The following is a 26,743-nucleotide window of genomic DNA, read 5'->3' as shown; positions in this document are numbered from 1 at the left end:
CCTTCTGTGACGGCACAGCTTGAAATGGGAGCAGCAAATTCTAGGGTCGGCGCTGTGGCGCATTCATAACGGGTTGTTGAGAGCTGCTATTACAAAACTGCAGGGGTGCAACGGCGGGATCCTTCCTAGAATTGGCCCTAAATCAAGACAGCCACAACGGCGAGGAGACAGGAAAATGCGTGTACTGATGGCGTGCATTGCGGCATGCATAACCGCCGCGGGCGTGACGGCGCCAGCGTGGGCGGCCGGGCCGCCCGTCGAGCGCATCGTCGTGCCGTATGCGGTCGGCGGCGTGACGGACCTGTACGGACGGGTGTTGGCCGAGCGCCTGCAGGCGGACCAGGCCAGCCCCATCCTGGTGGATAACCGGCCGGGCGGCGGCGCGGCCATCGGCACCGCCTACGTGGCCAAGAGCACGGCGGACGGACGCACTGTGCTGCTGGGCAGCGTCGGCACGGCGACCAATCCCGCAATGATCAAAAGCATGCCGTACGACCCGCGCGACATCGTGCCGGTGGCCCAGGTGGCGACCAGCCCGCTTGTCCTGTACGTACGCGCCGATCTGGCGCAGGACGTACCGCAGCTGCTGGCTCATGCGCGCAAGGCGCCCGGTGGCCTGTCGTTCGCCAATTCCGGGGTCGGATCCAGCCCCAACCTGGCAGCAGCGCTGTTTGCGCGGCAGATCAACCTGCCCGTGACGCACGTCAGCTATCGGGGTACATCCGCCGCCATCAACGACCTGCTCGGCGGACAGGTGGACGCGTATTTCGATACCTTGCAGGCGATGCCGCACGTGAAGTCCGGCCGCATCCGCGCGCTTGCCGTGGCGGCGCCCGAGCGTCTGGAACAGGCGCCGGACCTGCCCACGCTGGATGAATTGGGTGTGCCCGGCGTACATGCGTCCAGCTGGTGGGGCATCTTCGTACCGGCCCGCACGCCGCAGGACCAGATCAAGGATCTTCAGGTGCGGCTGCGCAAGGTGGTGGGCGAGCCCATCGTGCAGCAGCGCGCGCGTGAAATGGGCGCCGTCGCCCTGTTTCGCGATCAGGCGGCCTTCCAGCAGTTCTTCGATAGCGAGGTGACGCGCTGGAGCGAGATCATCGCGGCCGAAAAACTCTCGGGTCAGTGATCCATGGCGAAACCGACCGATTCCGCAGGGTGGGATCTGCGCGCGCTGCGCATCTTCTCGATGGTGGCGCGCAGCGGCAGCATTACCAAGGTTGCCATTGACCTGGGCGTCAGCCAGCCCGCCGTCAGCCGCTATCTATCCCTGCTTGAAAAGCAGTGTGGCGGCTATCTGTTCACGCGCAATGGACGCGGCATGGGCCTGACCGAACTGGGCCGGCAGGTCCAGCCCGCGATCGAGCAGGTGCTGGAAAGCGCCGCCGGACTGAACGATGTGGTCGCGGCCGCGCACGGCCAGGTGACGGGCACGGTGCGCATCGGCACGCTGCCGTCGCTGAGCAACGCGCTGATCATTCCGCTCTTGTTGCGGCTGCAGCGCGAGTATCCGGCAATTCAGGTGCAGATCGTGGAAAGCGCCGCCGGGCAGATCGAGAGCTGGCTTGCGCACCACGAGATCGACATCGGCCTGCCGTACCGCAGCCACGACGCGCTGGGCAGCGACGAGGACGTGCTGCTGCGCCTTCCGTCCTATCTGATCGGCCCGCCGGGCGACCGCATCACCGCGGATCGCGAGGTGCCGTTCGCCAAGCTCGATGGCCTGCCGCTGGTGCTGTCGCGCAAGCCGTCTTCGGTGCGGATGATGCTGGACGAAATGGGCCGGCGCCACAACGTGAACATCAGTGTGTCGGTGGAGGCCGACTCGGGCTTCATCCAGAAGCAGATGGTGGTCCGGCGTGCCGGCTACACCCTGCTGCCGTGGCATTTCGTGGCCGCGGAGGTCGAACGCGGCGAATTACAGGCGTCTGAAATCGTCCAGCCTTCCGTTTTGCGCATCGTGTCGCTCATGATCACCGACCGGCCGACGCAGGCCGTGAAGGTGGTCACCGGCCTGCTGCGCGAGATCGTCAGTGAATCATTGACCCAGCTTGACGCCCGGCCTCCGGGCGCGAGCCGATAACAACGAGCCAGCCGCCCCGGCCGGCCAACAGGAGACAAACCTTGATCCGCTTCATCACACGCGCCTGCGCACTTGCGCTGGTGGCCAGTTCCGCGCTGGCAGCCTATCCCGACAAGCCCATCAAGCTGGTGGTGCCGTTTGCCCCCGGCGGCGGCGCCGACCTGACCGCACGGGTCGTGGCCGAGACGCTCTCGAAAAAACTCAAGCAGTCGGTCATTGTGGAAAACAAGGCGGGCGCGGGCGGCGTCATCGGCGCAGCCGCCGTGGCGCGTGCCGATCCGGACGGATACACCTTGCTCTACACCACGCCGGGCCAGCAGATGACGCTGCCGTTCCTGATGAAGAACATGCCATACGACCCCGACGATCTGCGTCCGGTGTCGCAGGTGTCGCTGGCGCCCAGCGTGCTGGTCGTCAACAAGCAGTTGGGCGTGAACTCGCTTGAGGAACTGATCGCGCTTGCCAAGAAGCGGCCGGGCGAACTGAACTACGTCAGTGCCGGCATCGGCGCCAGCAGCCATCTGAATGGCGAGCTGCTGCAGATTCTGGCCGGCGTGCGCCTGCAGCACGTGCCGTACAAGGGTACGGGCGAAGCGGTGAAGGATCTGGTGGGCGGCAACGGCGATATCGCGATCGACACCGTGGGCATCTATACCGCCTTCATCAAGGACAAGCGCCTGATTCCGCTGGGCGTGACGACGCCGTTCGAAGTGCCGATCCTGCCCGGCGTGCCGCCGATCTCCAAGACGCTGCCCGGCTACGACGCGTCGCCCGTGAATTACATCTCGGTGCCCAAGGCCACGCCGGAAGCCATCGTGCAGCAGTTGGCCGAGGCGCTGCAGGCCACGATCGCCGAACCGAGCGTCAAGGAGAAGATGCTTGAGCAGGGCATCCTGGCCATTTCCAACTCGCCGCAGGAAATGGCGGATCTGCTCAAGAAGGAACAGGCCCGTTGGCGCGACGTCATCAACAAAGCGGGCATTGCCGAGAAATAGCCGGTTGGAGTCATCAGCATCATGTCATCACAGCAGTCTCATCCTCTTTCCCATATCCGCGTGCTGGACCTGAGCCGCGTCCTGGCCGGCCCGTGGGCCAGCCAGACGCTGGCGGACCTGGGCGCATCGGTCATCAAGATCGAGCACCCCGGGGCGGGCGACGACACCCGCGCCTGGGGTCCGCCGTTCCTGACGCAGGATGACGGGTCTCGGACCAACGAGTCCGGCTATTACCTGATCTGCAACCGCGGCAAGCGCAGCGTCACGGTGAACCTGAAGTCTCCGCGCGGCCAGGCGCTGATCCGGAAGATGGCGCGCGAGGCGGACGTGGTGCTGGAGAACTTCAAGGTCGGCACGCTGGATCGGCTGGGCCTGGGCTACGAGCAACTGAGCAAGGAGAATCCGCGGCTGGTCTATTGCTCGATCACGGGTTTTGGGCAGACGGGTCCGCGCGCGCAACAGCCGGCCTACGACTTCATGATCCAGGCCATGAGCGGCCTCATGAGCATCACCGGCGAATCGGACGACCGCCCCGGCGGCGGTCCGATGAAGATCGGCGTGCCCATGGTGGATCTCATCACCGGGCTGTATGCCAGCAACGCCATCCTGGCCGCGCTGGCGCGCCGTGAAGTGACGGGGCAGGGCGACCACATCGACATGGCCATGCTGGATGTCGGCGTGACGCTGCTGGCCAACCAGGCCATGAACTATCTGCTGACCGACGTCGTGCCGCCGCGCCGCGGCAACCGTCATCCCAACATCCAGCCGCAGCGCGTGTATCCGTGCCGCGACGGGCACATCATCATGGCGGTGGGCTCGGACGCGCAATTCGCCAAGTTGTGCCGCGTGCTGGGCCACCCCGAGATGGCGCAGGACGAGCGCTTTCAGACCAACGCGGGGCGGGTCGTCAACCTGGCCATCCTGGACCCGTGGCTGGACGAGCAGGTCATCAAGCACGACAAGGCGGACCTGCTGGCGGCGCTGGACCGTGAGGGCGTGCCCTGCGCGCCCATCAACAACATCGGCGAGGCCCTGCGCGAACCGCAGGTCGTGCACCGCGAGATGCAGTTTTCCGCGCCGCATCCGGATGGGATGGACATGCCGCAGATCCGCAGCCCGTTTCGCTTTCGCAATTCCTCGCTGCGGCTGGAGGATGGCCCGCCCACGCTGGGCCAGCACACGGATGAGGTGCTGGGCGAACTGGGCCTGTCCGCCGAAGAGATCGCCGAACTGCGCGCCGACCAAACCCTCTGACCTCCCACAGGAACATCATGTCCGACTACCGTTTTGAGACGCTGCGCGTCGAATTGCAGAACCACGTCGCCACCGTGTGGCTGGCGCATCCGCCCGTCAACGCGGTCAATACCCAGCTGCTGCAGGACCTGACGCTGGCGATGGACCGGTTCGGCGAGGATCCGGACGTGCGTTGCGTGATCCTGACCGGCGAGGGACGCGTCTTCTGCGCGGGCGCCGATCTGAAGAACCGCGGGCAGATGCTGGATCAGCCCGGCGGTCTGCCCCAGCATTCGCGTCGCACGCGCGAGCTCTTTCACGCCATTCGCGAATGCCCCAAACCCGTCATCGCGGCGCTGAACGGACCCGCGCTGGGCGCCGGGCTGGGCATTGCGGCCTCCTGCGACATCCTGATCGCGGCCGAAAGCGCGTGCCTCGCCTTGCCGGAAGTCGATGTCGGCCTGCTGGGCGGCGTCAAGCACGCGCAGCGCCTGTTCGGCCATTCGCGCCTGCGCCGCATGATGCTCACCGGCATGCGCGTGACGGCAGCGGAGCTGTATCGGCTCGGTGTCGTCGAAGCCTGCGTGCCGGGGGACAAGCTGATGGAAGAAGCGCGCGGCATCGCTGACCAGATCGCCGGGAAGAGCCCGGCGTCGGTGCGCCTGATGATCCAGACCGCCAACGCCATCGAAGACATGAGCCTGCGCGACGGCTACCGCTACGAGCAGGACATGACGGCGCAGGTCGCAAAGACGAACGACGCGCAGGAAGCGCGCCGCGCGTTCCTGGAAAAGCGCGCGCCGGTGTTCACGGGAACGTGACGGCAAGCGCCCGGATTCTCCGGACATGACAAGGCCACCCGAGGGTGGCCTTGTCTTTGCTGCGTGCTGGGTGAGCGCGTCACCCTGCAACGCCCATCATCACACGCCGATCGGGCCGCCGTCGGCGCGGCGGATCACCACCGTGGACGAGCGCGGGCGGACGACGCCCGTGGTGGCGGTGGTCGCATCTTCCGTATCGTATGCCGGCCAGTTCACCGGGTGCTGGATGTTCAGGAAGATGCTGGTGTAGTCCGGCGTGAAGGCAAAGCCGGTGACTTCGGCTTCGTTCGGGCCGACAAAGAAGCGGCGCAGGTCGGCCTGGTTGGACGCGTTGATGGCCGGGCCCGTGCCGGTGCTGTCGGCCAGCGCGCCCGGGATCACGGCCAGCATCTGGTCGTTGGTCGCCTTGGCCACGTTGTTGTTGCGGCCGCCGTCGATGCCGTTGTCGGTCTGGATCCACAGGATGCCGCGCGGATCGATGCCGATGCCGTCCGGGCTGGCCAGCTGGTTCAGCGTGGTCAGGCCGGAGCGGTTGGTGTCGGCGTCGGCGCCGGCGTCGGAGCCGAACACGAAGATGTCCCACTTGAACTTGGTCGAGCCCGGCTCGTCGTGCCAGCGCACGATGTGACCGTTGACGTTGTTCAGGCGCGGGTTGGGCGCGTTGGTGCCCTTGATGGCGTTGCGGCTGGAGTTGTTCGTCAGCGTCAGGTAGATATCGCCGTTGGTCGGGTGCGTGGCCGTCCATTCCGGGCGGTCCATCGGCGTGGCGCCGACGAAGTCCGCGGCGCCGCGGGTGTTGATGATGATGTCCTCGATGCCACCGAACTCATCGGCCAGCGTGCGGCCACCGGCGCCCACGGTCGTGCCGACGAGCGGGAGCCATTGGCCCGTGCCATCGGCGTCAAAGCGCGCAACGTACAGCGTGCCCTTGTCCAGGTACTTTGCGCCCACGGCGAGACGGTCGGTGCGCTCGGCGTCCTTCGGATCCCACACGGCTTCCGACACGAAGCGATAGATGTATTCGAAACGCGAGTCGTCGCCGCTGTAGAAGGCGAGCGGCTTGCCGGCCTCGGGCAGCGCGTAGGCGCAGCCTTCGTGCGCGAAGCGGCCCATCGCGGTGCGCTTGGTGGCGATGCTGTTTTCGTTGAAGGGATCGATTTCGACCAGGTAGCCGAAACCGTTGACTTCGTTGCGGTAATCCTGCGTGAAGTCGGCGCCGGTCTCGGTGATGTTGAAGCGCGCGAACTCGCCCTGGACTTCCAGCGGATCCATGGCGCCGGTTTCCCATTCGTAGCGGCCCTTGTCGTCGGGCACGCCGACGCGCTGCTGGTGCGCGGGGCGCGTGCCGGTGTTGACGAAGCAGGCGGCCCAGTTTTCTTCGGCGGTGATGTACGTGCCCCACGGGGTGTAGCCGTTGCCGCAGTTGTTGTTGGTGCCGCGCACCATCGTGCCGTTGGGCGAGTACGGGGTCTTGACCCAATCCGTGCCGCCGACCGGGCCGGACAGCTTCATCGGCGTGGCCGACGTGAAGCGGCGGTTGTAGCGCGAGTTGTGAACGATGTTCCAGCGGCCGTTCTCAAGGCGCACGTGCAGGATCGCCACGCCGTGCGCGTTGATCTCCTTGCGGATCTCCTCGATGGGGCGCTTGCCGGCCACCTTGGTCGCGCCCAGCGGGTGCAGCGCCTTCTGGTCGATGTACTCGTGGTTGACCGCCAGCAGGCCTTCGGTGGAGCTGCCGTTGATCGGGAAGAAGTGCATGCCGTCGTGGTGCATGCCGGTGGAGTTCAGCAAGTCCGTCGAGCTGTTGTTGCCGTTGCGATCCCACGGATTCGCGTTGTCGTTGAACGGCGTGCCCCACGGTGCGAACACATGGGCGATGTAGCCGGCGGGCACGACACAGGCGTCGGTCATCGACGTGGGCAGGGACTCGAAGCCCAGCTTGACCGGGGCCGGCGCGGGGGGCGGCTGGGTGCCGGGCTCTTCCGGCGCGGGGTTCTGGCCGTTGCCGGCATCGTCGTCATCGTCGTCGCTGCCATTACAGCCGGCAAGACCCAGGCTGGTCATCGTCGCGAATGCAGCGGCGATACCGCCGCGCATCACCATGCGGCGGGACATGTTCTTTTCAAGGATCTCGCTGAACGGGGTGCTCTGGCTGGGATTGCGGACGGTCTTGTCGGAGATGGACTTGCTCATTTGAACTCCTGGCTTTGGGTCTGATGCCCGATGGGGACGAGCAATACTAGAAGTCCGAAATGAAAGGTTAATGACAGATGACTGAAACTCGCCGCGCTTGCGCCATCTTGTCAAAAACAAAAGGCTGACGCCGCGTGCGCGGGCGTCAGCCTTTGGTGCAAGGCGGGGGTGCTTACCGGTTTTCGTCATCCATGGTCAGCGCGCCGTCCTTCATGATGCCTTGCGCAATTTCTTCGGCGGACTTGCCGCCAAAGCCGTGCTCGCCGGCGGTGATGCGCAGGCTCTCGCCATCAAGCGGACTCATCAGCGTGGCCGAGGACAGCAGGATGCCGTTCGCGCGGAACTGCACGCGCTGGCCCACTCGCTCGCGCGTGAAGTTCGCCAGCGTCTTGACGCTGTCGGGCTTGAGCTTGATGTCGACGACGCGGGCGTTGGTGTGCGGATCGGCGCCGGGCGTGACCTGCTCGACCTGCAGGGTGACCGATTCGGCGTGGGTGGCGAAGGGCAGGGCAGCCGCGATCACTGCCGCGCAGGCGGCTTGTCTCAATGAGGGCATGGATATCTCCTTCTTGGTGGACGTCCACATCCTAGCCGATGTGACGATGCCGCCTGGGTGTTGCATCCAATAGATAATGGTTATCATTGCCATTTTTCTGGCATTGCGCCAGGCGGTAGACACTTGGGGATCGATTCCATGTCCAGTAGCGACGCGAGCCTGCACCAGCAGGCGGAGATGCTCTATGCCGAACATCACTCGTGGCTGGCGGGATGGCTGCGCCGGCGCATGGGGACGGCGGACGGAGCCGCCGATCTCGCGCAGGACACCTTCCTGCGCGTGCTGACGGCCCGGGAAGTGCCGGTGCTTCTCGAACCCAAGGCGTTTCTGGCCACGATCGCGCGGCGGTTGCTGGCCAACCATTACCGCCGTGAAGCCATCGAGCGGGCCTATCTGGATACGCTCGCGGGCCTGCCCGAAGCACTGGCCCCCGGACCTGAAGACCGCCGGCTCGTCCTTGAAGCGCTGTGCGCGATCGACCGGGCGCTGGACGCGTTGCCCCCCAAGGCGCGTGAGGCGTTTCTGCTGGCGCAGCTGGAAGGCATGAAGTACGAGGACATCGCCATCCGGCTTGGCGTGACGCCCCGCACCGTGAGCAATTACATGGTGCGCGCGGTCCAGGCGTGCTTTTTCGCGCAGGAATCCGCCGCGTGAGCCGCCGGGCCGGCGCCATGATGTACGCAGGCGGGCAACCGCTGGCGCCTCAGGTGGCCGAGCAGGCCTCGCGCTGGTATGTGCTGTTTCTGTCTGGCGCGCAGACCGAAGACGATGAACGCGCATGGCGCGACTGGCGCGCCGCGGACCCCGACCACGAGCGCGCGTGGTCCCATCTGGCGCGTGCCGATGCGCGGATGCGCGATCTGCCGGCCAAGGCTGCCTACGACGCCCTGTCGGCGGCAGGCCATCAACGCGGCAGACGCACGGTGCTGCGCGCCGCCGCACTCTTCGCGGCCTGTATCGGACCGGCGCTCTGGGTGGCGGACCGGAACCGCTGGCTGCACATCTCGCCGGACCATGCCACGGGCGTTGGCGAACGGCGCGATGTCGTGCTGGAGGACGGCACCCGGGTCACGCTGGACACCGATACGCGTATCGATGTCCGGTTTTCATCCCGCGAACGTATCCTGCGATTGCGCCAAGGGCAGGTCCTGGTCGCGACGGGTCATCGCGATGGTGATGCGTCAACAAGGCCGTTCCGCGTCGACACCGCTCATGGCTCGATCAGGGCGCTGGGCACGCGTTTTGCCGTTCGCCTGCAGGACGATGCCGCGCACGTGGCGCTGTTTGAAGGGGCGGTGGAAATCCAGCCGGCGCAGCAGCAGGGGGCCGGCCTCGTGCTGACGGCCGGGCAGACTGCGCGCTGCATGCGTCTGCGGGCCGAACCCGCGGGTCCGGTCGGGGCAGGGGACACGGCGTGGCTGCGCGGCGAACTGGCTGCGGACAACATGCCGCTTGCGCAGTTTCTGGGTGAACTGAGCAGGTACCGGCCCGGCGTCATCTCGTGTGACGAACAGATCGGCCGCTTGCGGGTATCCGGGCTGTTTCCGCTGGCGGATACCGACAGGGTGCTGGACGCCGTCGGCCGCCTGTTGAATCTCAAGATCTCCCGCTTCACCCCGTATTGGGTGGTCGTCTCGGCGCGGGCCTGAGCGCGACTAGCCGGGCGTGGGCCGGCGCAAAAATAAATCGCGCAAAGCTTTCCGGTTTTGGCGTTTCGCGTGTCCTCCTTGTTGAACAGGACCGAATTCCAACGTTACGACATCGGAGAACATGGCCAGGATGACAGGCGACGGCTCGCGCGGCGCCCGGCCCCTCAAGGGGACGGGCGCACGCGCCTGCGCCGGCGCCATGCTGCTGGCGTTGGCGGCGCTGGTGGCCTCGGCTGCCGCGTCGCCGGACGCCGCCGCGACGCAGGCCAGCGCCGGCCTGCGGTTCGATGTCCCGGCTGGACCGCTGGTGATCGTGCTGCAACGGATAGCCAGTGAAGCGGGGGTATTGGTCTATTTCGACCCGGCGCTGACGCGGGACCTTGCCAGCGAGGGTCTGGCTGGCCGCTACACCGTGGAACACGCGTTCGCGCAGGTGCTGGCCCGCCATGGCCTGGAGGCGCGGCAGGACATGCCCGGCAGCTATCAGGTCGTGCCGGCATGGACGCCCGTGGCCAACATGTTGCCCCTGACCCGGGTGGAAGGGGCAACCGTTGGCGGCGACGGCTTCGTACCGCGCTTTTCCTTGGCGGCCACCAAGACCGCCACGCCCCTCATCCGCGTTGCGCAATCGGTGTCCGTGGTGTCGCAAGAGGAGATGCGCGCGCGCGGGGCGCGCACGGTGCCTCAGGCCCTGCAGTACACACCCGGCGTGCAGGTCAACAACTTCGGCAGCAACGAGGTGCGCAACGATTGGCTGGTGCTGCGCGGTTTCGATGCCAAGCTGACGGGCGACTACCGCGATGGCTTGAGCCAGATGCCCTATGACCAGATTCGCGCCCGCGTGCCCGCCTATGCGCTGGAACGCATCGAGGTGGTGCGCGGACCGTCCGCGTCGCTGTATGGGCAGGTGGCGCCGGGGGGCATCGTCAACCGCGTCACCAAGCGTCCAACCGGTGTGACATTGCGCGAGGCCGCCGTGCAGGCCGGCTCGTTCGATACGCGGCAGGCGTTTCTGGATCTGGGAGGCGCCATCGATGCGCAGGCAAGCGCCAGCTACCGATTGACGGCCACCGCGCGCGACGCGGGCACGCAGGACAAGTATGACGATGGCCATCGCTACCGCGATGACCTGGCGTATGTCGCCCCGGCGCTGCGCTGGGCTGATGCCGACACCGCCATTACGATCCTGGCGCATTACCAGCACGACCGCACCGATGGCGAATCACGCGCGTTCTACCCGACCCGCACGCTGGTCGGCGACCCTGCCTATGACCGGAATGACCGCGACTTCGCCAGCGTGGGCTATCAGTTCGAACATCGCCTGAACAGCGCCTGGTCGCTGCGGCAGAACGCGCGCTACCAGGCGGGCGACATGACACTGCGCAACCTGTATCCGCTGGCGTTGGCCGCCGATGGGCGCACGTTGTCCCGCGTGCAGCTTGCGGCGCAGGAACGCGCCACGGGCGTGGCGGTCGATACGCAGCTGGAGGGCGTGATCGAAGCCGCGGGCATGCGGCACACGGTGCTGGCCGGCCTGGATTTTCGCAGGCTGTCGGGCACGCAAGACTACCGGCAGGCGATGGCGCCGCCGCTGGACATCCTCCATCCCATTTACAACCAGCCCATCGCGCGGCTCGGCAGTGACCAGCGGGTGCTGGACGTGCGGCAGGTCAGCACGCAGTGGGGCCTGTATCTGCAGGATCAGGTCCAGGCCGGCGACTGGACGCTGACGCTGGGACTGCGGCACGACCGCGTTGCCGATGAGACGGTTGACCGTCTTGCAGCGGACAGCGCCAGCACCCGCGATAGCGCGGTCACCTGGCGGGCCGGGCTTTCATACGAGTTTGCCGCCGGCATCGCGCCGTACGTTAGCTATGCGACAGCGTTCACGCCGCAGCCGGGCACGGACTTCGATGGCGCATCTTTCTCGCCCGCGACGTCGGATCAGATCGAGGCGGGCATCAAGTACCAGCCCGCGAACACCCAAGCGCTGTACACGGTCGCGGCCTTTGAATTGAATCAGCGCAATGCCCTGACCTCGGATCCCGATCCGGCGCATGCGGGCTTCAGCGTGCAATCGGGCCGGCTGCGTTCCCGCGGGGTGGAGCTGGAGGCCAAGTTCAGTGGCGCGGGCGGCTGGGATCTGGTGGCCGCCTACACCTACAACGCCGTCACCCATCAATCCAGCAATGATGGCGGACAGGGCAAGACACCCATCGTCACGCCGCGCCATATGGCCGCGCTGTGGATCGGTCATCGCTTTTCGCACGGGGCGCTGTCGGGCTGGGAGACGGGCCTGGGCGCGCGGTACATCGGCACGACCTATGTGGATGTGGCGAACACGATGAAGAACCGCGCGGCCACGGTCTTCGATGCTTCGCTGGCCTACGACGCGGGCGACTGGCGTTTTTCGGTGGACGCCATGAATCTGTTCAATCAAGAGGCCGTGGTCTGCCGCAATGACCGCCTCAACTGCCGCTATGGCGTCGAACGAACGGTGCTGGCGGCCGTGGCGTACCGCTATTGAGCTGCCGTCGCGGCACGGCGACGGCACATTCCGCATTCCGAAGGGATCGCCGCAGCCGGCCTGGCTGCGGGAGCGCGACAAAGGAGTTGCACCATGCCGCAGCCGGCAACCACCAGGGACACCCTGGCCGCCCTCTATCAGACGCACCGCCGCCAGTTGCTGCACACGGCCGCGCGGATACTCGGCTCTCGCGATCTGGCCAACGACGTGGTGCAGGATACGTATCTGAAGCTGCTGGAGCGGCCGGCGCCCGCGGATCTGCGAGAGCCCGCCGCATATCTCTTCCAGACCGTGCGCCATCTCTCCATCGACTATCACCGACGGCGCGTATTCGAGGCGAATCTGTTCGCCAGCCAGGAGGACGGGCAACACGCCGTGTCCGACGCGGTGGCGGAGGATGCGGCGGTCAGCCATCAGGCGCTGGCGCTGGCGGCCGACGCGCTGGCCAGGATGTCCGCGCGCACGCGCCGCGCATTCGAGCTGCATCGCCTCGAGGGCTGCACGCAACGGGACGTCGCGCGTGAGCTGGGCGTGTCGGCCACGCTGGTCAATTTCATGATCCGCGACGCGGATGCCGCGCTGAGTTCCTGCCGGGAGTATCTGCTGCCGGGCTAGGCCTGGCGCCTACCCGCGGTCGCCCTTGCGAGCGCCGCGGGAATCACGGTCGCTACCAGCGGTAAGCCACCGATGCGATCACGGTGCGCTCCAGGCCGTAGCGGCAGTTCACCGTGTTGTTGCGGCAGACGATCGTCTCCTTGTTGAAGAGATTCGTCGCGTCGACGGCAAAGCGCCATCCATTCACCTGGTAATGCACCCCGGCATCGACCATGAACGACGAGCCGTTCTCAATGGTGTTGTCCACGTTGACGTAAGTCTTGCCGATGTAGCGCACACCCGCGCCGATCCCGATGCCCTTGAACATCGTGTCCGGCAGCGTGTAGTTCATCCACGCCGAGGCCATGTGGCGCGGCGTGACGATGGGGGTATTGCCCACTTCCGCCGGATTGTTGCTCTTGTTCACCTTGACGTCGTTCAGGGTGTAGGAAGCGGTCAGGTCCAGGCCGCGCGTGAGGCTGGCCTTGCCTTCCAGCTCGATGCCGCGCGATCCGATTTCGCCTGTCTGCACGCTGAAGTTCGTGTTGCGCGGATCGGGCGTCAGGGCGTTGCGTTGCGTCAGGTCGAAGACCGACAACGCGACCAGGCTGTTGGAGCCGGGCGGCTGGTACTTCACGCCGAATTCGTACTGCTCGCCGCGGGTCGGCTTGAACGGCGTGCTGTCCATGCTGACGCCGCTTTGCGGGAGAAACGACGTGGAGTAGCTGACGTAGGGCGTGATACCCGAATCGAACAGATAGGCCAGGCCGAGACGTCCGGTGAACGCGGTGTCGCGCTGTTCGACGGTGGCATCGGTCAGGCGGTTGCGGCTGGTGCCGCGCGCCCAGTCCTGCCGCCCGCCCAGCGTCACGACGACCTTGTCGACGCGGATCTGGTCCTGAACATAGACGCCCAACTGCCGGTTGATGTCCTTCTGGTCGATGATGGTGTTGGCGGCGGAAGGATAGGGAATGTTCTGGCCATAGACCGGATTGTTCAGATCCAGGTCGGGCGCCATGCCCTGGCGATACCACTGCTGGCCGTCCTGGAACTTGTAGTCCAGTCCAACCAGCAGCGTGTGCGACGCGCGGCCCAGGTTGAACCGGTACTCCGCCTGGTTGTCGACCACGACGCCATCGGTGCTTTCCTTGGAGACCAATGCGTAGCGCTGAATGGTGTGGCCATCGGGACGCAGGCGCAGGTTGTAGAGATCGCGCTGGTCCAGCTCGCCGTACTGGTAGCGGGCGTTCTGGCGCAGCGTCAGCGCCGCGTTGTAGCGGTGCTCGAGCAGGTAGCCGATGGCGTACTGCCTGCGGTCGTACCGGTTGAAGTCATAGTCGCCTACCGGGACATGGGTGGGATAGACCGGCCGGGATTCGCCGTCGGTGCGGTCACGCTGGAAATGCGTGAGCAGGGTCAAGGACGTGTCGGCGTTCGGCCGCCAGGTGAAGGCCGGGGCGATGTACGCCAGGTTGTCGGGATAACGATGGCTGGAGTCGTATTCGACCTGCGTGCCGGCGTCCCGCAGGATGCCGGTCATGCGGTACAGATACTTGCCTTCGTCGTCCATGGGTCCGCCCACATCGAAGGCGCCCTGAAGCCGGTCGAAGCTGCCGGCCTGCAGCACGACCTCGCCGAACGCGTCGGCCGTGGGACGCTTGGTGATGCGGTTTACCAGGCCGCCCGGCGCCACCTGTCCATACAACACGGAGGAAGGGCCGCGAATGACCTCCACGCGTTCCAGCGCGTAAGGGTCTGTGCGCGCGCGGATCTGGTCATAGGGCATCTGGCTCAAGCCATCGCGGAAATCGCCCGTCAGCTTGGCGTCGAACCCGCGCAGCACGATCCAGTCGTTGCGAATTTCCGCGCCGCCGAAGTTGGTGATCTGCACGCCGGGTACGTACTGAATGGCTTGCGAGACGGTTTGCACGCCGCGATCGCGCATCTCCTGCGCGCCAACCACGGACACCGATTGCGGAATTTCCAGGAGCGGCGTCGCGGTCTTGCTGCCGGTGGTCGTTTCCCGCGCGACATAGCCTTGGACGGGGCCGGTGCCGGCGTTGTCCCATGTGTCGCCCACGACATTGATGGCCGGCAGTGTCGAAGCGGGTGCGGCGTCGGGCGCGGCTTGCTGCGCGTACGCGGGGGCGGTCAGTGCAAGACCGAAGAGCAGGGGATAGCGCAGGGCGCGGCGTGCGCGCGCGCGCGGCATGTTGTCCAGAGTGTTCATGGTTCCGTCGAATAGGAGGGGCCTTGCGGCATGGCGGATCGCCAACGCCTGCGTTGAGACCCGTTCCTATTACTTGACGAACATGCGACGGATCGGTTTAGTGGCCACGCGCCCATTGCCGGCTTTGCGCCTACACTTGCCGATCTCGCGCCACACCCGCAAGGAACTCCCATGAACGTTCGCGCCACCTGTGCGCTGTCTCTCCTGATTCTGGCCGGCACCGCGCAGGCCGGCTCCGCGCCCGCGTCGCTGTCCTGCGTGTCCGACAGCGGCAAGGTGGCGTTGAAGGGCGACATTCCCTCGCCGTCTTCCGACGAACTGGCGTTGACGCTGACCTATACGACGGCCACGCTGTCGTTCACGTCGGAAGATGCGCCCGGGTACGTGGTCGCCAATTTTCCGCAGTCGGTTTTCACGCTGGTCGCGCCGGCCGACGGGCAGGCGCTGACGTTGTACGCGTTGCCATCCACGGTTGCCGTGAAGAAGACGGCCAATGGCGATGTGGCCGGCACGTTCCAGGCGCGGCTGCTGGGTCCGCGCCCGGGCGGCAAGGCGGCCAGCGGCTATCCCGCGCCGTTGCAGGCCACGCTGAACTGCGATTACCGGTATTCGCTGTAGGCCCTGCGCGCCGGACTCTTCGTCCCTCCACCGCGTGGCGCAAGCGTCATATTTGACGGGCGGGATGCCGCACGCCCACAATCGGCCGGACGACAACCGCGCAGGCGAGCCTTCGATGCCCGCCGCCACCATCCCGGAGGAACACCCCATGGCCGACGCCGATCCCAACACCCAAACCCAAGCCGAAACCCAGGCGCTGTTCGACCAAGGCCTGGAACTGCGCCGCGAAGTGCTCGGCGCCGATTATGTCGATGGCTCGCTCGCGCGCGCCAACGATTTCATGATGGCGTTCCAGCACATCACCACCGAATGGTGCTGGGGCTACACCTGGAGCCGACCCGGCCTTGAGAAAAAGACGCGCAGCATGCTCAACCTGGCCATGCTGACGGCGCTGAACCGGCCCGCCGAGATCAAGCTGCACGTCAAGGGCGCGCTGAATAACGGCGTGACGGTCGAGGAGATCAAGGAAATCCTGCTGCAGGCGACGGTCTACTGCGGCATTCCCGCAGGCCTGGACGCCTTCAAGGTGGCCAACCAGGTGCTGGAAGAGGAAGGCGCGTTCAAGGCGCAGCAGGCATAACGCGTCCGGACACCTGGCAGGCCTGGCCCTGCAACCCGGGAAGAACTGAAAGCGGCGGGAAGAACGGCGGGTTTCACGCAGTTCTTTCCGGCTTGCCGGCACCGCAGGCGGGCTATGATGACTTGTAATCCAATATGTTACAAACACACAAATTTTGAAATAGAAAGCACACGTTTCACCGCAGGCTTGCGTCACGACAAGACTGCGTCTGACATCACGCGTTCGCGTCTTGGGCGCCGACGTATTTTCCGGCATAGTTTGTGACGGTAAAACCCAGCCGGGTTCCGTCGCGAAAGCAGTATGGCTACACGAACGCAGTTTCCCGTTTCCACGCGCGTCATTGCGGCCTTCGACTTCGACGGCACGCTCACTCAGCGCGACACTTTCGTCCCCTTCCTGGCGCATCTTTCATGGGTGCGTTTGCTGGCGGCATTCGTGCGGACCGCGCCCGCGCTGACCGCGTTCGCGCTGCGCCTGCGCACCAACGAAGACGCCAAGCAATCGCTCTGCCGCGCCGCGTTGCGCGGGCGCTCGCGCAACGAACTGGCCCGCATTGCCCGCGCCTGGGTGCACACCATCCCGCTGCGGCCGACGCTCATCGAGCGGCTGCGCTGGCACCAGCAGCGCGGCGACCGCTGCGTGCTGGTCAGCGCCTCGCCCGACATCTACCTGGAAGACGCGGCCCGATACCTCGGGTTCGACGACCTCATCTGCACGCGCATGGCGGTCGACGCGCAGGGCTGTCTGACCGGCGACTTTGACGGTCCCAACTGCTGGGGCCCCGAAAAGCTGCGGCGCCTGACCGAGCGCTACGGCGGTCCGGACCAATACGAACTGCACGCCTATGGCGACAGCCGCGGCGACCAGTGGCTCATCGACGCGGCCCAGCACGCCTGGTATCGCGGGCAGGCGGTCAAACCATGAGCGCGCTTATCTCGCTGCTGCGTCCGCAGCAATGGTTAAAGAACGGCTTTGTGCTGATCGGGCTGATCTTCAGCCACGGATGGACGGACCCGGCGCTGGTGTTCGCCGTGGGCGTGGGCTTCGTGGCGTTCTGCCTGGCGTCCAGCGCCGTCTATGTCCTGAACGACTATCACGACCGCGCCGCCGATGCGGCCCATCCCAAGAAGCGGCTGCGCGCCATTGCCAGCGGGCGGATCGGCTTGCCCGCCGCGCGCGCGCTGATCGTCGTGCTGTTCGGCTTGGCGCTGGGCCTGCCGCTCGTGTGTGGACTGTGGCCGGTAGCGCTGGCCGTGGCCGGCTACCTGTCCTTGAACATTGCCTACACCCTGAGCCTGAAGCACAAGGTGCTGGTCGATGTCTTCTGTATTGCGGCGGGCTTCATGATCCGCCTGGGCTGCGGCACCTTTGCGGTGGGCATCATCCCGTCGCGCTGGATGCTGCTGTGCAGTTTCATGCTGACCCTGTTCCTGGGCTTTGCCAAGCGGCGCGCCGAGATCGCGTCGGCGCCGCTGGATGCCCCGGCATCGCAAGGCAGCACGCGCACCGTGCTGCGCCACTATTCGCCGCAACTGCTGGACATCCTGGTGGCCATCACCGCCAGCACGACGCTGCTGGCGTATGGCCTCTATACGGTGGACGCAGACACCGCCGCGCTGCACGGCACGCAGCATCTGATTGTCACGCTGCCCATCGTCACGTTCGGCGTCTTTCGGTATATCTACCTGCTGTACAAGGGCGGATCGGGTGAAGAGCCGGGCCGCGATCTGCTCGCCGACAACCAGATCCGCCTTGCCGTGCTGGCCTGGGTGGCGGTGGTGGTTTTGCTGGTAAGGACGTAGACATGGCATATCTTTGGCTGATACTCAGCGGGGCTTGCAGCGTGGCGGCCAGTGTGGCGCTCAAGGCCGCGGGGTCCGCTTCCGCGCAGGCGGGGGCGCCGTCCCTGCTGTCGCAGGCGCTGCCTTATGTGGGCGCCATCGGCGCGTACGGATTGGGCTTCGGCTTTTACGCGTTGGCGCTGCGCCAGCTGGATCTGACGCTGGCCTACCCGTTGATGGTGGCCTGCGCGATTGCGGGCGTGTTTGCCTACGGCCTGCTGTCCGGCACGGAGACGATCACGGCCATGCGGATGGCGGGCGCGGCCTTCATCGCCATCGGCGTCTTCCTCATTTCAAAGTAGGCGAGGACAGCCATGCATCGATTGTTCCAACGTGCGTGGTATCGCGGTTTTCTGCTGTGCTGCGCCTACATCGTGGTGGCGGCCGCCGTGATGAACGGGTTCTACACCAAGTGGCGGCTCAACGATGGGCATGCGGCGCTGGGGCTGTCGCAGATGGTCGAGGGCACGGCCTACCGTCCCTACGTGTATCGCCAGTTCGTGCCCGCGCTGGCCAACGGCATCCAGTCGTTGCTGCCGCCGGCCACCGTGGCGCGCCTGTCCGAGCGTCTGGCCGAACCGCGGCGGGTGAACAGCCGATCAGGGTTGGCGATGCGCTATCCGGCGTCCGAGGCCCTGTTGCCGGCGGTGACCCTGCGCTATCACCTGGTCTACTACCTGACCTTTGCCGCGCTGCTGGCTTCGCTATTCGTCATGCGCCGCGTGGCGCTGCAGGCGGGGGCGGGCGGGGTGGCCGCGACGGCCGCGCCCGCGGTGCTTGCGATGATGGTGCCGTTCTTTCTGACCGAGGGCGGTTATTTCTACGATTTCGTCGAACTGCTGTTCATCATGAGCGCGGTGCTGCTGGCGCTGGGCGTCTCGCGCCAGACGCCGGTGCGGCTGTGCGCGCTGGTGGCACTGGCCGGGCTGGCGACATGGAACAAGGAAGCCTTCTTCTTTTTCACGCCCGCCCTGTACCCGCTCTTGCGGCGAAACCTGCCGCGTTTGCCGGCGGCGGGCGTGGTGGCCGCGCTACTGCTGGTGAGCGGCTGCGTCTATCTGGCGCTGCGCATGCGTTATGCGGGCAATCCCGGTTCGACAGTGGATCACCAGTTGTGGGACAACCTGCGCTACTACGTCGACCCCGGCAACTGGCTGCGCACCGAAAACACCTACGGCGTTCTGCTGCCGCGCGGCTTCAGCCTTATAAGCGTCCTGGCCTTCGCCGGCATCGCCATCAATGGCTGGCCGCGGCTGCCGCAAGCTCTGCGAAACCACGCGAAGCTGGCGCTGGCCATCAACGTGCCCCTTTTCCTGCTGTTCTGTTCGCCCGGCGAAATGCGCAATCTTGGCATGCTGTATCCGACACTGCTGTGCCTCCTGGCGCTTGCGCTGGCAAAGTGGCTGGGACCGCACACCGCACCCCAACCGGCCGTCACCCTGGAAGTCCGATGATCCGTTTCTTCAATAGCGTGGGCTACCGCCGATTCCTCCTGGCGATGCTCTATGTCATGGTCGCCGCGGCGGCCTTCAATGGTTTCTACACCAAGTGGCGCCTGAACGACGGGCATGGTCCGCATTCGCTCGCGTCCATGGTCGAAGGCACTGCCTACCGCCCCTATGTGTACCGCCAGTTCGCGCCGGCCATCGCCAACGGTATTCAAGACCTGATGCCGGCCGCGACGGTCGAGCGCCTGTCCGAGCGGCTGGCGGACCCGCGCCGCGTGAACAGCCGGTCTGGGCTGGCCATGCGCTTTCCCGCGTCGGAAGCGATGCAGGCGCCCGTGACGCTGCGCTATCACATCGTCTATTACCTGACCTTCCTGGCGCTGCTCGGCTCGCTGTTCGCGATGCGGTCGGTGTGCCTCGCGGCGGGCGCCAGCGCAGCCGCCGCCACCGCGGCGCCGCTGGTCATTGCGTTGCTGCTGCCGTTCTTTCTGACCGAGGGCGGCTTCTTCTACGACTTCTTCGAAGTGCTGTTCATGGCGTGCGCCATCCTGCTGGCCTGGCGCATTCCCGTCGAACGCCCGATGCGCGCCGCGGGACGGCTGGGCCTGCTTGCCGTTGTCGCCGCGATGGCAACCTGGAACAAGGAGGCGTTCTTCTTCTATGTTGTGACGCTGTACCCCTTTCTTCGCCTCAGCCTGCCGCGCGTCAAGGCAGCAGGCGTGGTGGCGGGGCTGGTATTCGTTTGCGGCTGCGTGTATCTGGCGCTGCGCCTGCGCTACGCGGGCAACCCCGGCGGCGCGGTGAGCTTCCAGCCCGGCGCGAACTTCTTCTACTTTCTGGACCCGGGCAACTGGTTCCGCACCGAAAGCACCTACGGCGTCGCGCTGCCCAAGGGGCTGAGCGCCGTGATGGTGCTGATGATCGTGGGCGTGGCCGTCACCGGCTGGCGCCTGCTGCCCGCGCCGTTCCGGCTGCACGTGCTGATGGCGCTGGCGGTCAACGTGCCGCTCTTCCTGCTGTTCGCCGCCGAGGGCGAGGCGCGCAACTTGAGCATGCTGTATCCGTCGCTGCTGGTGCTGATGGCAATGGCCTTGACCGCCTGGATGAACGTCGCTGCGCCGCCCACCGCGGCGAGCGTTGATCGCGCGCAAGCGTAAACGGCGGGAGCGCGGGTTTACCCCATACCCGCTCGACGCCGAAATTTGTATGATGACCCGATAACTTCTACTCAAGAGACATCGTCGTCATGCATGCTTCGCCGCGCCCGCTGTTCGTAGTCCGTCCCTGCCGCCCGGGGACGTTTCATGACTGAAGAAACTCGCGTCCGCGAAGAAATCTGCACTATCGGCGCAAGCCTCTATGCGCGCGGCTACACCGTCGGCGCGGCCGGCAACATCAGCGCCAGGCTGGACGATGGTTGGCTCATCACACCCACCGACGCCTGCCTGGGCCGGCTGGATCCCGCCGAGCTTTCCAAGGTCGATCAGAGCGGCAACTGGGTCGCCGGCGGCAAGCCGTCCAAGACCTTGCTGCTGCATCAGGGCATCTACCGCGCCAGCCCGGAATCCCGCGGCATCGTGCATACACACTCCACCCATCTGGTTGCGCTGACGCTTGCAGGCGTGTGGCGGCCGGACGAGGTCTTGCCGCCTATCACGCCCTACCAGGTCATGAAGGTGGGGCGCATTCCGCTGATCGGCTATCGCCGTCCGGGCGACCCGCAAGCTGCCGCCGAGGTCGCCGCCGTGGCGGCTCATGTGCGCGGCGCCTTGTTCGAGCGGCTGGGCCCGGTGGTCTGGGAACGGTCTGTGTCCCACGCGTCCTATGCGCTTGAGGAACTGGAAGAAACCGCCCGTCTCTGGCTGATGACCCAACCGCGCCCCGAGCCCCTGCCGGACGAGGCCATCGAGGCCCTGCGCGCTACGTTCGGCGCGCGCTACTGATCCGCTTTTTCGCACAAAGCCTGCCGGCCGCGGCATCGCGGATACAGGCGGCGCATTCATGATGGAGACTTGCAATGCCCCCGATGGAACTGGCGTCCAACGCCGTGCCCGCGGCTTCCTCGCCGCCCGAGTCCCGCGAAACCGCTCGCGCGTATGCCAAGGTGTTCTGGCGGCTGGTGCCGTTCCTGATGCTTTGTTATGTCATCGCCTATCTGGACCGTGTCAACGTCGGCTTCGCCAAGCTGCAGATGTCGCAGGACCTGGGCTTTAGCGAAACCGTTTTTGGCCTGGGCGCCGGCGTTTTCTTTATTGGCTATTTCCTGTTCGAAGTGCCCAGCAACCTGCTGATGCACCGGCTGGGCGCGCGCATCTGGATCGCGCGCATCATGATCACGTGGGGGATTCTGTCGGGCATGTTCATGTTCGTTGAAACCCCGACAGGCTTCTACATCCTGCGCTTTCTGCTGGGGTTGGCCGAAGCCGGGTTCTATCCCGGCGTGATCCTGTATCTGACCTACTGGTACCCGGCCCACCGCCGCGCGAAGATCATCGCGCTGTTCATGTCGGCCATTCCGGTGGCGGGCATCTTCGGCAATCCGCTGTCCGGCTGGATCATGGAGGCCTTTCACGGCACGCACGGCCTGCAGGGCTGGCAATGGATGTTCCTGATCGAGGCCGTGCCCGCGCTGGTGATCGGCGTGGTCACCGTCATGTATCTGGACAACGGCATCGCCAGCGCCAAATGGCTGAGCGACGACGAAAAGAAGCTGCTGACGCGCGAGATCGAGCAGGACCAGAAGCAGACCGGCACGCAGAAGCACTCGTTGCGCGCGGTGTTTGCCGACAAGCGCGTGTGGTGGATGTGCCTGATCTACTTTGCCTTCGTCGCCGGGCAGTATGGGCTGACGTTCTGGATGCCCACGCTGATCAAGTCGACCGGCGTGACGGGGGCGTTCAACATCGGCCTGCTCAGCGCCATTCCCTTCCTGTGCGCCATCGTCGTGATGAACCTGCTGGGCCATTCCGCGGACCGGCGGCGCGAGCGCCGCTGGCACCTGATCGTGCCGGCGCTGGCAGGCGCCGTGGGCTTCACGGCAGCGGCTTCGTTTGCCGACAACACCGTGGTGTCGCTGGTGTTCCTGTCCATGGCGGCCGCGGGCGTGCTGACCTGCGCACCGCTGTTCTGGTCGCTGCCGACCGCATTCCTGTCCGGCACGGCCGCTGCCGCCGGCATTGCCATCGTCAACTCCGTGGGCAACCTGGCCGGTTTCGCCAGTCCGTACATGATCGGCTATCTGAAGGACCTGACCAGTTCCACCGCGTCCGGCATGTACGTGCTGGCGGGCGTTCTGGTCATTGGCGCCATCGCGGTCTGGTTCACGCCGGCCAAACTGGTCAACCGCTAGCGCGCCGTCCGCAATCACCTCTGCATCAAAGGAACCGACATGCCGCGCCTGGCCGCAAACCTAAGCATGATGTACACGGAACATGCCTTCCTGGAGCGCTTCACCGCCGCGGCGGCGGACGGCTTCAGGGGGGTGGAGTTCCTGTTTCCCTACGATTTCACGGCGACCGAGATCAAGTCGCGCCTGGACGCGCACGGCCTGACGCAGGCCCTGTTCAATGCGCCGCCGGGGGACTGGGCAGCGGGTGAGCGCGGCATCGCATCGCTTCCGGGCCGCGAAGATGAGTTCCGGCGTGGTCTGGACCAGGCGCTGGAATACGCAGCAGTGCTGGGCAACCGCCATCTGCACGTGATGGCGGGGTTGATCCAACCCGGCCAAGACCGCGCCGCGCACTGGGAGGTCTACGTCAAGAACCTGGCGCTTGCCGCGCGCATGGCCGCCACCGCTGGCGTGACCGTGGTGATCGAGCCCATCAACCCGCGCGACATCCCGGGCTTTTTCCTGAACCGCCAGGACGATGCGCAGGCCATCCGCGCCGAGGTGGGCGCGGACAACCTTAAGGTGCAGTTCGACATCTACCACTGCCAGATCGTCGAAGGCGACATCGCCGTGAAGCTCGAGCGCGACATGGCCGGCATCGGCCACATCCAGGTGGCGGGCGTGCCGGACCGGCACGAGCCCGACCTTGGCGAGCTGAACTATCCCTACCTGTTCCAGCGTATCGACGCGCTGGGGTATGACGGCTGGATCGGCTGCGAATACCGCCCGCGCGCCGGAACCTCCGAAGGCCTGGGCTGGGCCCAACCCTATCTAACCCATCGTTGAGCATTCCATCATGAAGATACTGATCACCGGCGGCGCCGGATTCCTGGGCCAGCGGCTGGCGCGCAAACTGCTCGAGCGCGGCACGCTGTCGCTGGAAGGCGGCAAGCCCCAGACCATCACGCAAATCGATCTGCTGGACGTCGTGAAGGCGGACGCCCTGCAGGATCCGCGCGTGCGTTCGCTGGAGGGCGACATTGCCGACCCGGCGGTGCTGCGGCAAGCCATCGATACCGACACGCGCGCCATTTTTCATCTGGCGGCTATCGTCAGCGGACAAGCGGAGGCAGACTTCGACCTGGGCATGCGCATCAACCTGGACGCCTCGCGCGCGTTGCTGGAAACCTGCCGCGCGCTGGGCCACAAGCCGCGCGTCATTTTCACCAGTTCCGTGGCGGTGTACGGCGGCAGTCTGCCCGACACCGTGCGCGACGATACCGCGCTCAATCCGCAATCGTCTTACGGCACGCAGAAGGCCATCGCCGAACTGCTGCTGGCCGACTACACGCGGCGCGGCTTCGTCGACGGCCGTGTGTTGCGCCTGCCGACCATCAGCGTGCGTCCCGGCCGCCCGAACGCGGCCGCGTCGTCGTTCGCCAGCGGCATGATCCGCGAACCCCTGAATGGCGAACCGGCCGTGTGTCCGGTCGGCGCGGACACGCGCCTGTGGCTGCTGTCGCCGCGTGGCGCGATCGCTGCCTTGATCGCGGGCTGCGAGCTGGATGCCGGCGCGATGGCAGACCGGGCGCCCATCAACCTGCCGGGTGTGTCGGTCACGGCAGCCGAGATGGCGCAGGCCTTGCGCGAGGTCGCGGGCGACGAGGTCGCCGACCGCATCAGCTGGCAGGCGGACGAGCGCGTCGAGCGCATCGTCGGCAGCTGGCCCGGGCGTTGGGACACCTCTCGCGCCACACGGTTGGGACTGACGGGCGATGGCAGCTTTGCCGACATCGTTCGCGCCTACATGGCCGACGACCTGAAGCGTTGAGTCGCGGCTTTTCCCCTTTTGCATCCCGCTCCCGGACAACGAACGACATGAGCAATTCCACAGAAACTCCGCGCCGCGTTGGCGTCATTGGCCTGGGCGCGATGGGCGCGGGCATTGCCCAAAGCCTGCGCCGCGCCGGGCACGCAGTCCACGTTTACGACATTCGCGCTGACGCCGCGGCGGCCTTCGCGGCGCAGGGCGGCGTGGCCTGCGCCAGCCTGGCGGACATGGCGCAGGCCTGCGAGATCGTGGTCAGCGTGGTCGTCAATGCGCAGCAGACCGAGTCGGTGCTGTTTGGCGACGGCGGCATTGCCGCCGCGTTGCGGCCGGGATCGGTATTCGTCATGTGCTCCACCGTGGATCCCAACTGGTCCGTGGCGTTGGAAGGGCGCCTGGCCGAGCTGGGCATCCTGTATCTGGACGCGCCCATCTCCGGCGGCGCGGCCAAGGCGGCCGCCGGCCAGATGACCATGATGACCGCCGGCAGCGCGGCGGCGTACGAGGCCTGCGGATCCGTGCTGGAATCGATGGCCGGCAAGGTCTATCGCCTGGGCGATTGCGCGGGCGCGGGCAGCAAGGTCAAGATCATCAACCAGCTGCTGGCCGGCGTGCACATCGCGGCCGCCGCCGAGGCCATGGCGCTGGGCTTGCGCGAAGGCGTGGATGCCGATGCCTTGTATGAAGTCATCACGAATAGCGCGGGCAACAGCTGGATGTTCGAGAACCGCATGCCGCACGTGCTGGCAGGCGACTACACGCCGCTGTCCGCGGTGGACATCTTTGTGAAGGACCTGGGGTTGGTGCTGGATACCGCAAGACACACCCGGTTCCCATTGCCGCTTGCATCCACCGCGCACCAGATGTTCATGCAGGCGTCGTCGGCCGGCCATGGCCGGGAAGACGACAGCGCGGTGATCAAGATTTTCCCGGGCATTTCCCTGCCGGAGGCCAAATGACGATCAAGCTGGGCTGTATCGCCGACGATTTCACGGGCGCCACCGACTTGGCGAACAATCTGGTCCGCGCGGGCATGCGTACGGTGCAGACCATCGGCACGCCGGGCGCGCCGCTGCGTGACGACGCGGATGCCGTGGTGGTCGCCTTGAAGACCCGCACCATGCCCGCCGACGAGGCCGTGGCGCAATCGCTGGCAGCTTTGCATTGGCTGCGCGCGCAGGGGGCGCAGCAGATCTACTTCAAGTACTGCTCCACCTTCGACAGCACGCCGCAGGGCAATATCGGGCCGGTCACCGATGCCCTGATGACAAGCCTGGGTACGTCCTTCACCATTGCGACACCGGCATTTCCGGACAACAAGCGCACCGTGTTCAAGGGCTATCTGTTTGCGGGCGACGTGCTGCTGAACGAATCCGGCATGCAGCACCATCCGCTGACGCCGATGACCGACCCCAACCTCGTGCGGGTGCTGGCGGCGCAGACGTCGCGCCGTGTGGGGCTCATCGATTACAGCGTGGTCGCTCGCGGCACGGCCGCCATTCGCGACCGCATCCAGGAACTGATGTCGCAGGGCATCGAGATCGCCATCGTCGACGCCGTGTCCAACGACGACCTGCTGGCGCTGGGCCCGGCGCTGCACGGCATGCCGTTGGTGACGGCCGGCTCCGGCGTGGCCATCGGCCTGCCGGGCAACTGGGGGCTGGCGGCCACGGGTTCCGCCGGCGTGGCCCGCGCGCAAGGCTTGCAGGCGGTCGTGGCGGGCAGTTGCTCGGCTGCGACGAATGCGCAGGTGGCGGCCTTCATTGAAACCGGCCGGCCGGCGCTGGCGCTGGATCCCATGAAACTGGCGGCAGGCGAGGACGTGGCCGGGCAGGCGCTGGCCTGGGCCGAGCCGCGCATGCAGGACGGCCCGGTGCTCATCTATTCAACGGCGCAGCCTGACGCCGTGCGGCAAACCCAGGGCGCGCTGGGCGCGAGCCAGGCGGGCGCCATGATCGAAGCGGCAATCGCGCGCGTTGCCGCCGGGCTGGTGGAACGCGGGGTGCGGCAACTGATCGTGGCAGGCGGCGAGACATCGGGAGCGGTGGTGCAGGCGCTGGGCATGGAGCAGATCACGATCGGCGACCAGATTGATCCGGGCGTGCCGTGGTGCGCCGGTTACGCGCCGGTGGCGCAAGCGGACATCAGCATTGCGCTGAAATCCGGCAACTTCGGCAGCCGGGATTTTTTCACGAAGGCATTCCGCTAGCGGTCTGTGC

The 26,743-nt window shown here is 66.2% G+C and carries 25 protein-coding genes; 22 read left to right on the top strand and 3 right to left on the bottom strand.

The annotated features are described in order from the left end of the window. The first annotated feature begins 175 nt into the window (after positions 1-175). From CLM73_RS26820 to CLM73_RS26800, 5 genes are read left to right on the top strand one after another with little or no spacing between them, the layout of a single operon-like run. On the top strand, positions 176-1,129 hold the full coding sequence (locus CLM73_RS26820) for a Bug family tripartite tricarboxylate transporter substrate binding protein (RefSeq protein WP_234015764.1): 954 nt from the start codon (positions 176-178) through the stop codon (positions 1,127-1,129). A 3-nt stretch (positions 1,130-1,132) separates the two neighbouring features. Further along, on the top strand, positions 1,133-2,083 hold the full coding sequence (locus CLM73_RS26815; RefSeq protein ID WP_105241027.1) for a LysR family transcriptional regulator: 951 nt from the start codon (positions 1,133-1,135) through the stop codon (positions 2,081-2,083). Positions 2,084-2,124: 41 nt separating this feature from the next. After that, on the top strand, positions 2,125-3,078 hold the full coding sequence (locus CLM73_RS26810; RefSeq protein WP_105241026.1) for a Bug family tripartite tricarboxylate transporter substrate binding protein: 954 nt from the start codon (positions 2,125-2,127) through the stop codon (positions 3,076-3,078). A 21-nt stretch (positions 3,079-3,099) separates the two neighbouring features. Beyond that, complete coding sequence (locus CLM73_RS26805; RefSeq protein WP_105241025.1) at positions 3,100-4,332, top strand: CaiB/BaiF CoA transferase family protein; 1,233 nt, start codon at positions 3,100-3,102, stop codon at positions 4,330-4,332. A gap of 17 nt (positions 4,333-4,349) precedes the next feature. Continuing rightward, positions 4,350-5,132 (top strand): enoyl-CoA hydratase/isomerase family protein, encoded by a 783-nt coding sequence (locus CLM73_RS26800; RefSeq protein ID WP_105241024.1) that lies wholly within the window; start codon positions 4,350-4,352, stop codon positions 5,130-5,132. 99 nt (positions 5,133-5,231) lie between these two features. On the opposite strand, the gene CLM73_RS26795 is transcribed toward CLM73_RS26800, so the two are convergent. Further along, on the bottom strand, positions 5,232-7,325 hold the full coding sequence (locus CLM73_RS26795) for a PhoX family protein (protein WP_105241023.1): 2,094 nt from the start codon (positions 7,323-7,325) through the stop codon (positions 5,232-5,234). 172 nt (positions 7,326-7,497) lie between these two features. Continuing rightward, positions 7,498-7,881: a SecDF P1 head subdomain-containing protein gene (locus tag CLM73_RS26790; protein WP_105241022.1), complete on the bottom strand. Its 384-nt coding sequence runs from the start codon at positions 7,879-7,881 to the stop codon at positions 7,498-7,500. A gap of 138 nt (positions 7,882-8,019) precedes the next feature. On the opposite strand from CLM73_RS26790, the gene CLM73_RS26785 reads away from it, so the two are divergent. The 4 genes from CLM73_RS26785 (at position 8,020) to CLM73_RS26770 (ending at position 12,672) form a co-directional block, all read left to right on the top strand. Beyond that, entirely contained in the window at positions 8,020-8,535 is a 516-nt protein-coding gene (locus tag CLM73_RS26785; RefSeq protein ID WP_105241739.1) for a sigma-70 family RNA polymerase sigma factor, read from the top strand. Then, on the top strand, positions 8,532-9,530 hold the full coding sequence (locus tag CLM73_RS26780) for a FecR domain-containing protein (RefSeq protein ID WP_105241021.1): 999 nt from the start codon (positions 8,532-8,534) through the stop codon (positions 9,528-9,530). Before CLM73_RS26785 ends, CLM73_RS26780 begins: the two co-directional genes overlap by 4 nt. Before the next feature lie 121 nt (positions 9,531-9,651). Continuing rightward, entirely contained in the window at positions 9,652-12,057 is a 2,406-nt protein-coding gene (locus CLM73_RS26775; protein ID WP_105241020.1) for a TonB-dependent siderophore receptor, read from the top strand. Between the two features lie 93 nt (positions 12,058-12,150). Further along, on the top strand, positions 12,151-12,672 hold the full coding sequence (locus CLM73_RS26770) for a sigma-70 family RNA polymerase sigma factor (RefSeq protein ID WP_105241019.1): 522 nt from the start codon (positions 12,151-12,153) through the stop codon (positions 12,670-12,672). Positions 12,673-12,724: 52 nt separating this feature from the next. Here CLM73_RS26770 and CLM73_RS26765 read toward each other — a convergent pair whose 3' ends face one another. After that, the gene (locus tag CLM73_RS26765) at positions 12,725-14,881 is read right to left on the bottom strand and encodes a TonB-dependent siderophore receptor (RefSeq protein WP_234015763.1); all 2,157 of its coding nucleotides are present in this window, start codon (positions 14,879-14,881) and stop codon (positions 12,725-12,727) included. Positions 14,882-15,052: 171 nt separating this feature from the next. On the opposite strand from CLM73_RS26765, the gene CLM73_RS26760 reads away from it, so the two are divergent. The 13 genes from CLM73_RS26760 (at position 15,053) to otnK (ending at position 26,733) form a co-directional block, all read left to right on the top strand. Further along, entirely contained in the window at positions 15,053-15,499 is a 447-nt protein-coding gene (locus tag CLM73_RS26760; RefSeq protein ID WP_105241018.1) for a hypothetical protein, read from the top strand. A 148-nt stretch (positions 15,500-15,647) separates the two neighbouring features. Then, on the top strand, positions 15,648-16,079 hold the full coding sequence (locus CLM73_RS26755; RefSeq protein WP_105241737.1) for a carboxymuconolactone decarboxylase family protein: 432 nt from the start codon (positions 15,648-15,650) through the stop codon (positions 16,077-16,079). Positions 16,080-16,379: 300 nt separating this feature from the next. Further along, positions 16,380-17,003: an HAD-IB family hydrolase gene (locus tag CLM73_RS26750; RefSeq protein ID WP_105241017.1), complete on the top strand. Its 624-nt coding sequence runs from the start codon at positions 16,380-16,382 to the stop codon at positions 17,001-17,003. Further along, the gene (locus tag CLM73_RS26745; protein ID WP_105241016.1) at positions 17,000-17,881 is read left to right on the top strand and encodes a decaprenyl-phosphate phosphoribosyltransferase; all 882 of its coding nucleotides are present in this window, start codon (positions 17,000-17,002) and stop codon (positions 17,879-17,881) included. The genes CLM73_RS26750 and CLM73_RS26745 overlap by 4 nt, the downstream gene beginning before the upstream one ends. A gap of 2 nt (positions 17,882-17,883) precedes the next feature. Next, positions 17,884-18,222 carry a DMT family transporter gene (locus tag CLM73_RS26740; RefSeq protein ID WP_056559891.1) on the top strand — a complete coding sequence of 113 codons (339 nt, stop codon included), beginning with the start codon at positions 17,884-17,886 and terminating at the stop codon, positions 18,220-18,222. A 12-nt stretch (positions 18,223-18,234) separates the two neighbouring features. After that, positions 18,235-19,374, top strand: a complete 1,140-nt coding sequence (locus CLM73_RS26735; protein ID WP_105241015.1) for a hypothetical protein — start codon at positions 18,235-18,237, stop codon at positions 19,372-19,374. Next, complete coding sequence (locus CLM73_RS26730) at positions 19,371-20,525, top strand: hypothetical protein (RefSeq protein WP_105241014.1); 1,155 nt, start codon at positions 19,371-19,373, stop codon at positions 20,523-20,525. The genes CLM73_RS26735 and CLM73_RS26730 overlap by 4 nt, the downstream gene beginning before the upstream one ends. A 147-nt stretch (positions 20,526-20,672) precedes the next feature. Then, the gene (locus CLM73_RS26725; protein ID WP_105241013.1) at positions 20,673-21,311 is read left to right on the top strand and encodes an aldolase; all 639 of its coding nucleotides are present in this window, start codon (positions 20,673-20,675) and stop codon (positions 21,309-21,311) included. 74 nt (positions 21,312-21,385) lie between these two features. Next, positions 21,386-22,717: an MFS transporter gene (locus CLM73_RS26720; protein ID WP_234015762.1), complete on the top strand. Its 1,332-nt coding sequence runs from the start codon at positions 21,386-21,388 to the stop codon at positions 22,715-22,717. A 39-nt stretch (positions 22,718-22,756) separates the two neighbouring features. Then, entirely contained in the window at positions 22,757-23,542 is a 786-nt protein-coding gene (gene otnI, locus CLM73_RS26715) for a 2-oxo-tetronate isomerase (protein ID WP_105241011.1), read from the top strand. Between the two features lie 10 nt (positions 23,543-23,552). Continuing rightward, a complete protein-coding gene (denD, locus tag CLM73_RS26710) occupies positions 23,553-24,527 on the top strand; it encodes a D-erythronate dehydrogenase (protein ID WP_105241010.1) in 975 nt (324 codons plus the stop codon). Between the two features lie 47 nt (positions 24,528-24,574). Next, positions 24,575-25,483, top strand: a complete 909-nt coding sequence (ltnD, locus tag CLM73_RS26705; RefSeq protein WP_105241009.1) for an L-threonate dehydrogenase — start codon at positions 24,575-24,577, stop codon at positions 25,481-25,483. Further along, positions 25,480-26,733, top strand: a complete 1,254-nt coding sequence (gene otnK / locus CLM73_RS26700; protein WP_105241008.1) for a 3-oxo-tetronate kinase — start codon at positions 25,480-25,482, stop codon at positions 26,731-26,733. Before ltnD ends, otnK begins: the two co-directional genes overlap by 4 nt. Positions 26,734-26,743 lie beyond the last annotated feature (10 nt).

The organism is Achromobacter spanius (assembly GCF_002966795.1).
GTDB classification, from domain to species: Bacteria; Pseudomonadota; Gammaproteobacteria; order Burkholderiales; family Burkholderiaceae_B; genus Achromobacter; species Achromobacter spanius_D.
This window is presented reverse-complemented; position numbering and strand designations above follow the sequence as displayed.

Excerpts from the sequence above, each read along its gene's own strand:
- CLM73_RS26820 (WP_234015764.1), top strand. The coding sequence starts at position 176 with ATGCGTGTACTGATGGCGTGCATTGCGGCATGCATAACCGCCGCGGGC.
- CLM73_RS26815 (WP_105241027.1), top strand. The coding sequence starts at position 1,133 with ATGGCGAAACCGACCGATTCCGCAGGGTGGGATCTGCGCGCGCTGCGC.
- CLM73_RS26805 (WP_105241025.1), top strand. The coding sequence starts at position 3,100 with ATGTCATCACAGCAGTCTCATCCTCTTTCCCATATCCGCGTGCTGGAC.
- CLM73_RS26800 (WP_105241024.1), top strand. The coding sequence starts at position 4,350 with ATGTCCGACTACCGTTTTGAGACGCTGCGCGTCGAATTGCAGAACCAC.
- CLM73_RS26795 (WP_105241023.1), bottom strand. The coding sequence starts at position 7,325 with ATGAGCAAGTCCATCTCCGACAAGACCGTCCGCAATCCCAGCCAGAGC.
- CLM73_RS26790 (WP_105241022.1), bottom strand. The coding sequence starts at position 7,881 with ATGCCCTCATTGAGACAAGCCGCCTGCGCGGCAGTGATCGCGGCTGCC.
- CLM73_RS26785 (WP_105241739.1), top strand. The coding sequence starts at position 8,020 with ATGTCCAGTAGCGACGCGAGCCTGCACCAGCAGGCGGAGATGCTCTAT.
- CLM73_RS26775 (WP_105241020.1), top strand. The coding sequence starts at position 9,652 with ATGGCCAGGATGACAGGCGACGGCTCGCGCGGCGCCCGGCCCCTCAAG.
- CLM73_RS26770 (WP_105241019.1), top strand. The coding sequence starts at position 12,151 with ATGCCGCAGCCGGCAACCACCAGGGACACCCTGGCCGCCCTCTATCAG.
- CLM73_RS26765 (WP_234015763.1), bottom strand. The coding sequence starts at position 14,881 with ATGAACACTCTGGACAACATGCCGCGCGCGCGCGCACGCCGCGCCCTG.
- CLM73_RS26760 (WP_105241018.1), top strand. The coding sequence starts at position 15,053 with ATGAACGTTCGCGCCACCTGTGCGCTGTCTCTCCTGATTCTGGCCGGC.
- CLM73_RS26755 (WP_105241737.1), top strand. The coding sequence starts at position 15,648 with ATGGCCGACGCCGATCCCAACACCCAAACCCAAGCCGAAACCCAGGCG.
- CLM73_RS26750 (WP_105241017.1), top strand. The coding sequence starts at position 16,380 with ATGGCTACACGAACGCAGTTTCCCGTTTCCACGCGCGTCATTGCGGCC.
- CLM73_RS26745 (WP_105241016.1), top strand. The coding sequence starts at position 17,000 with ATGAGCGCGCTTATCTCGCTGCTGCGTCCGCAGCAATGGTTAAAGAAC.
- CLM73_RS26740 (WP_056559891.1), top strand. The coding sequence starts at position 17,884 with ATGGCATATCTTTGGCTGATACTCAGCGGGGCTTGCAGCGTGGCGGCC.
- CLM73_RS26735 (WP_105241015.1), top strand. The coding sequence starts at position 18,235 with ATGCATCGATTGTTCCAACGTGCGTGGTATCGCGGTTTTCTGCTGTGC.
- CLM73_RS26730 (WP_105241014.1), top strand. The coding sequence starts at position 19,371 with ATGATCCGTTTCTTCAATAGCGTGGGCTACCGCCGATTCCTCCTGGCG.
- CLM73_RS26725 (WP_105241013.1), top strand. The coding sequence starts at position 20,673 with ATGACTGAAGAAACTCGCGTCCGCGAAGAAATCTGCACTATCGGCGCA.
- CLM73_RS26720 (WP_234015762.1), top strand. The coding sequence starts at position 21,386 with ATGCCCCCGATGGAACTGGCGTCCAACGCCGTGCCCGCGGCTTCCTCG.
- otnI (WP_105241011.1), top strand. The coding sequence starts at position 22,757 with ATGCCGCGCCTGGCCGCAAACCTAAGCATGATGTACACGGAACATGCC.
- denD (WP_105241010.1), top strand. The coding sequence starts at position 23,553 with ATGAAGATACTGATCACCGGCGGCGCCGGATTCCTGGGCCAGCGGCTG.
- ltnD (WP_105241009.1), top strand. The coding sequence starts at position 24,575 with ATGAGCAATTCCACAGAAACTCCGCGCCGCGTTGGCGTCATTGGCCTG.
- otnK (WP_105241008.1), top strand. The coding sequence starts at position 25,480 with ATGACGATCAAGCTGGGCTGTATCGCCGACGATTTCACGGGCGCCACC.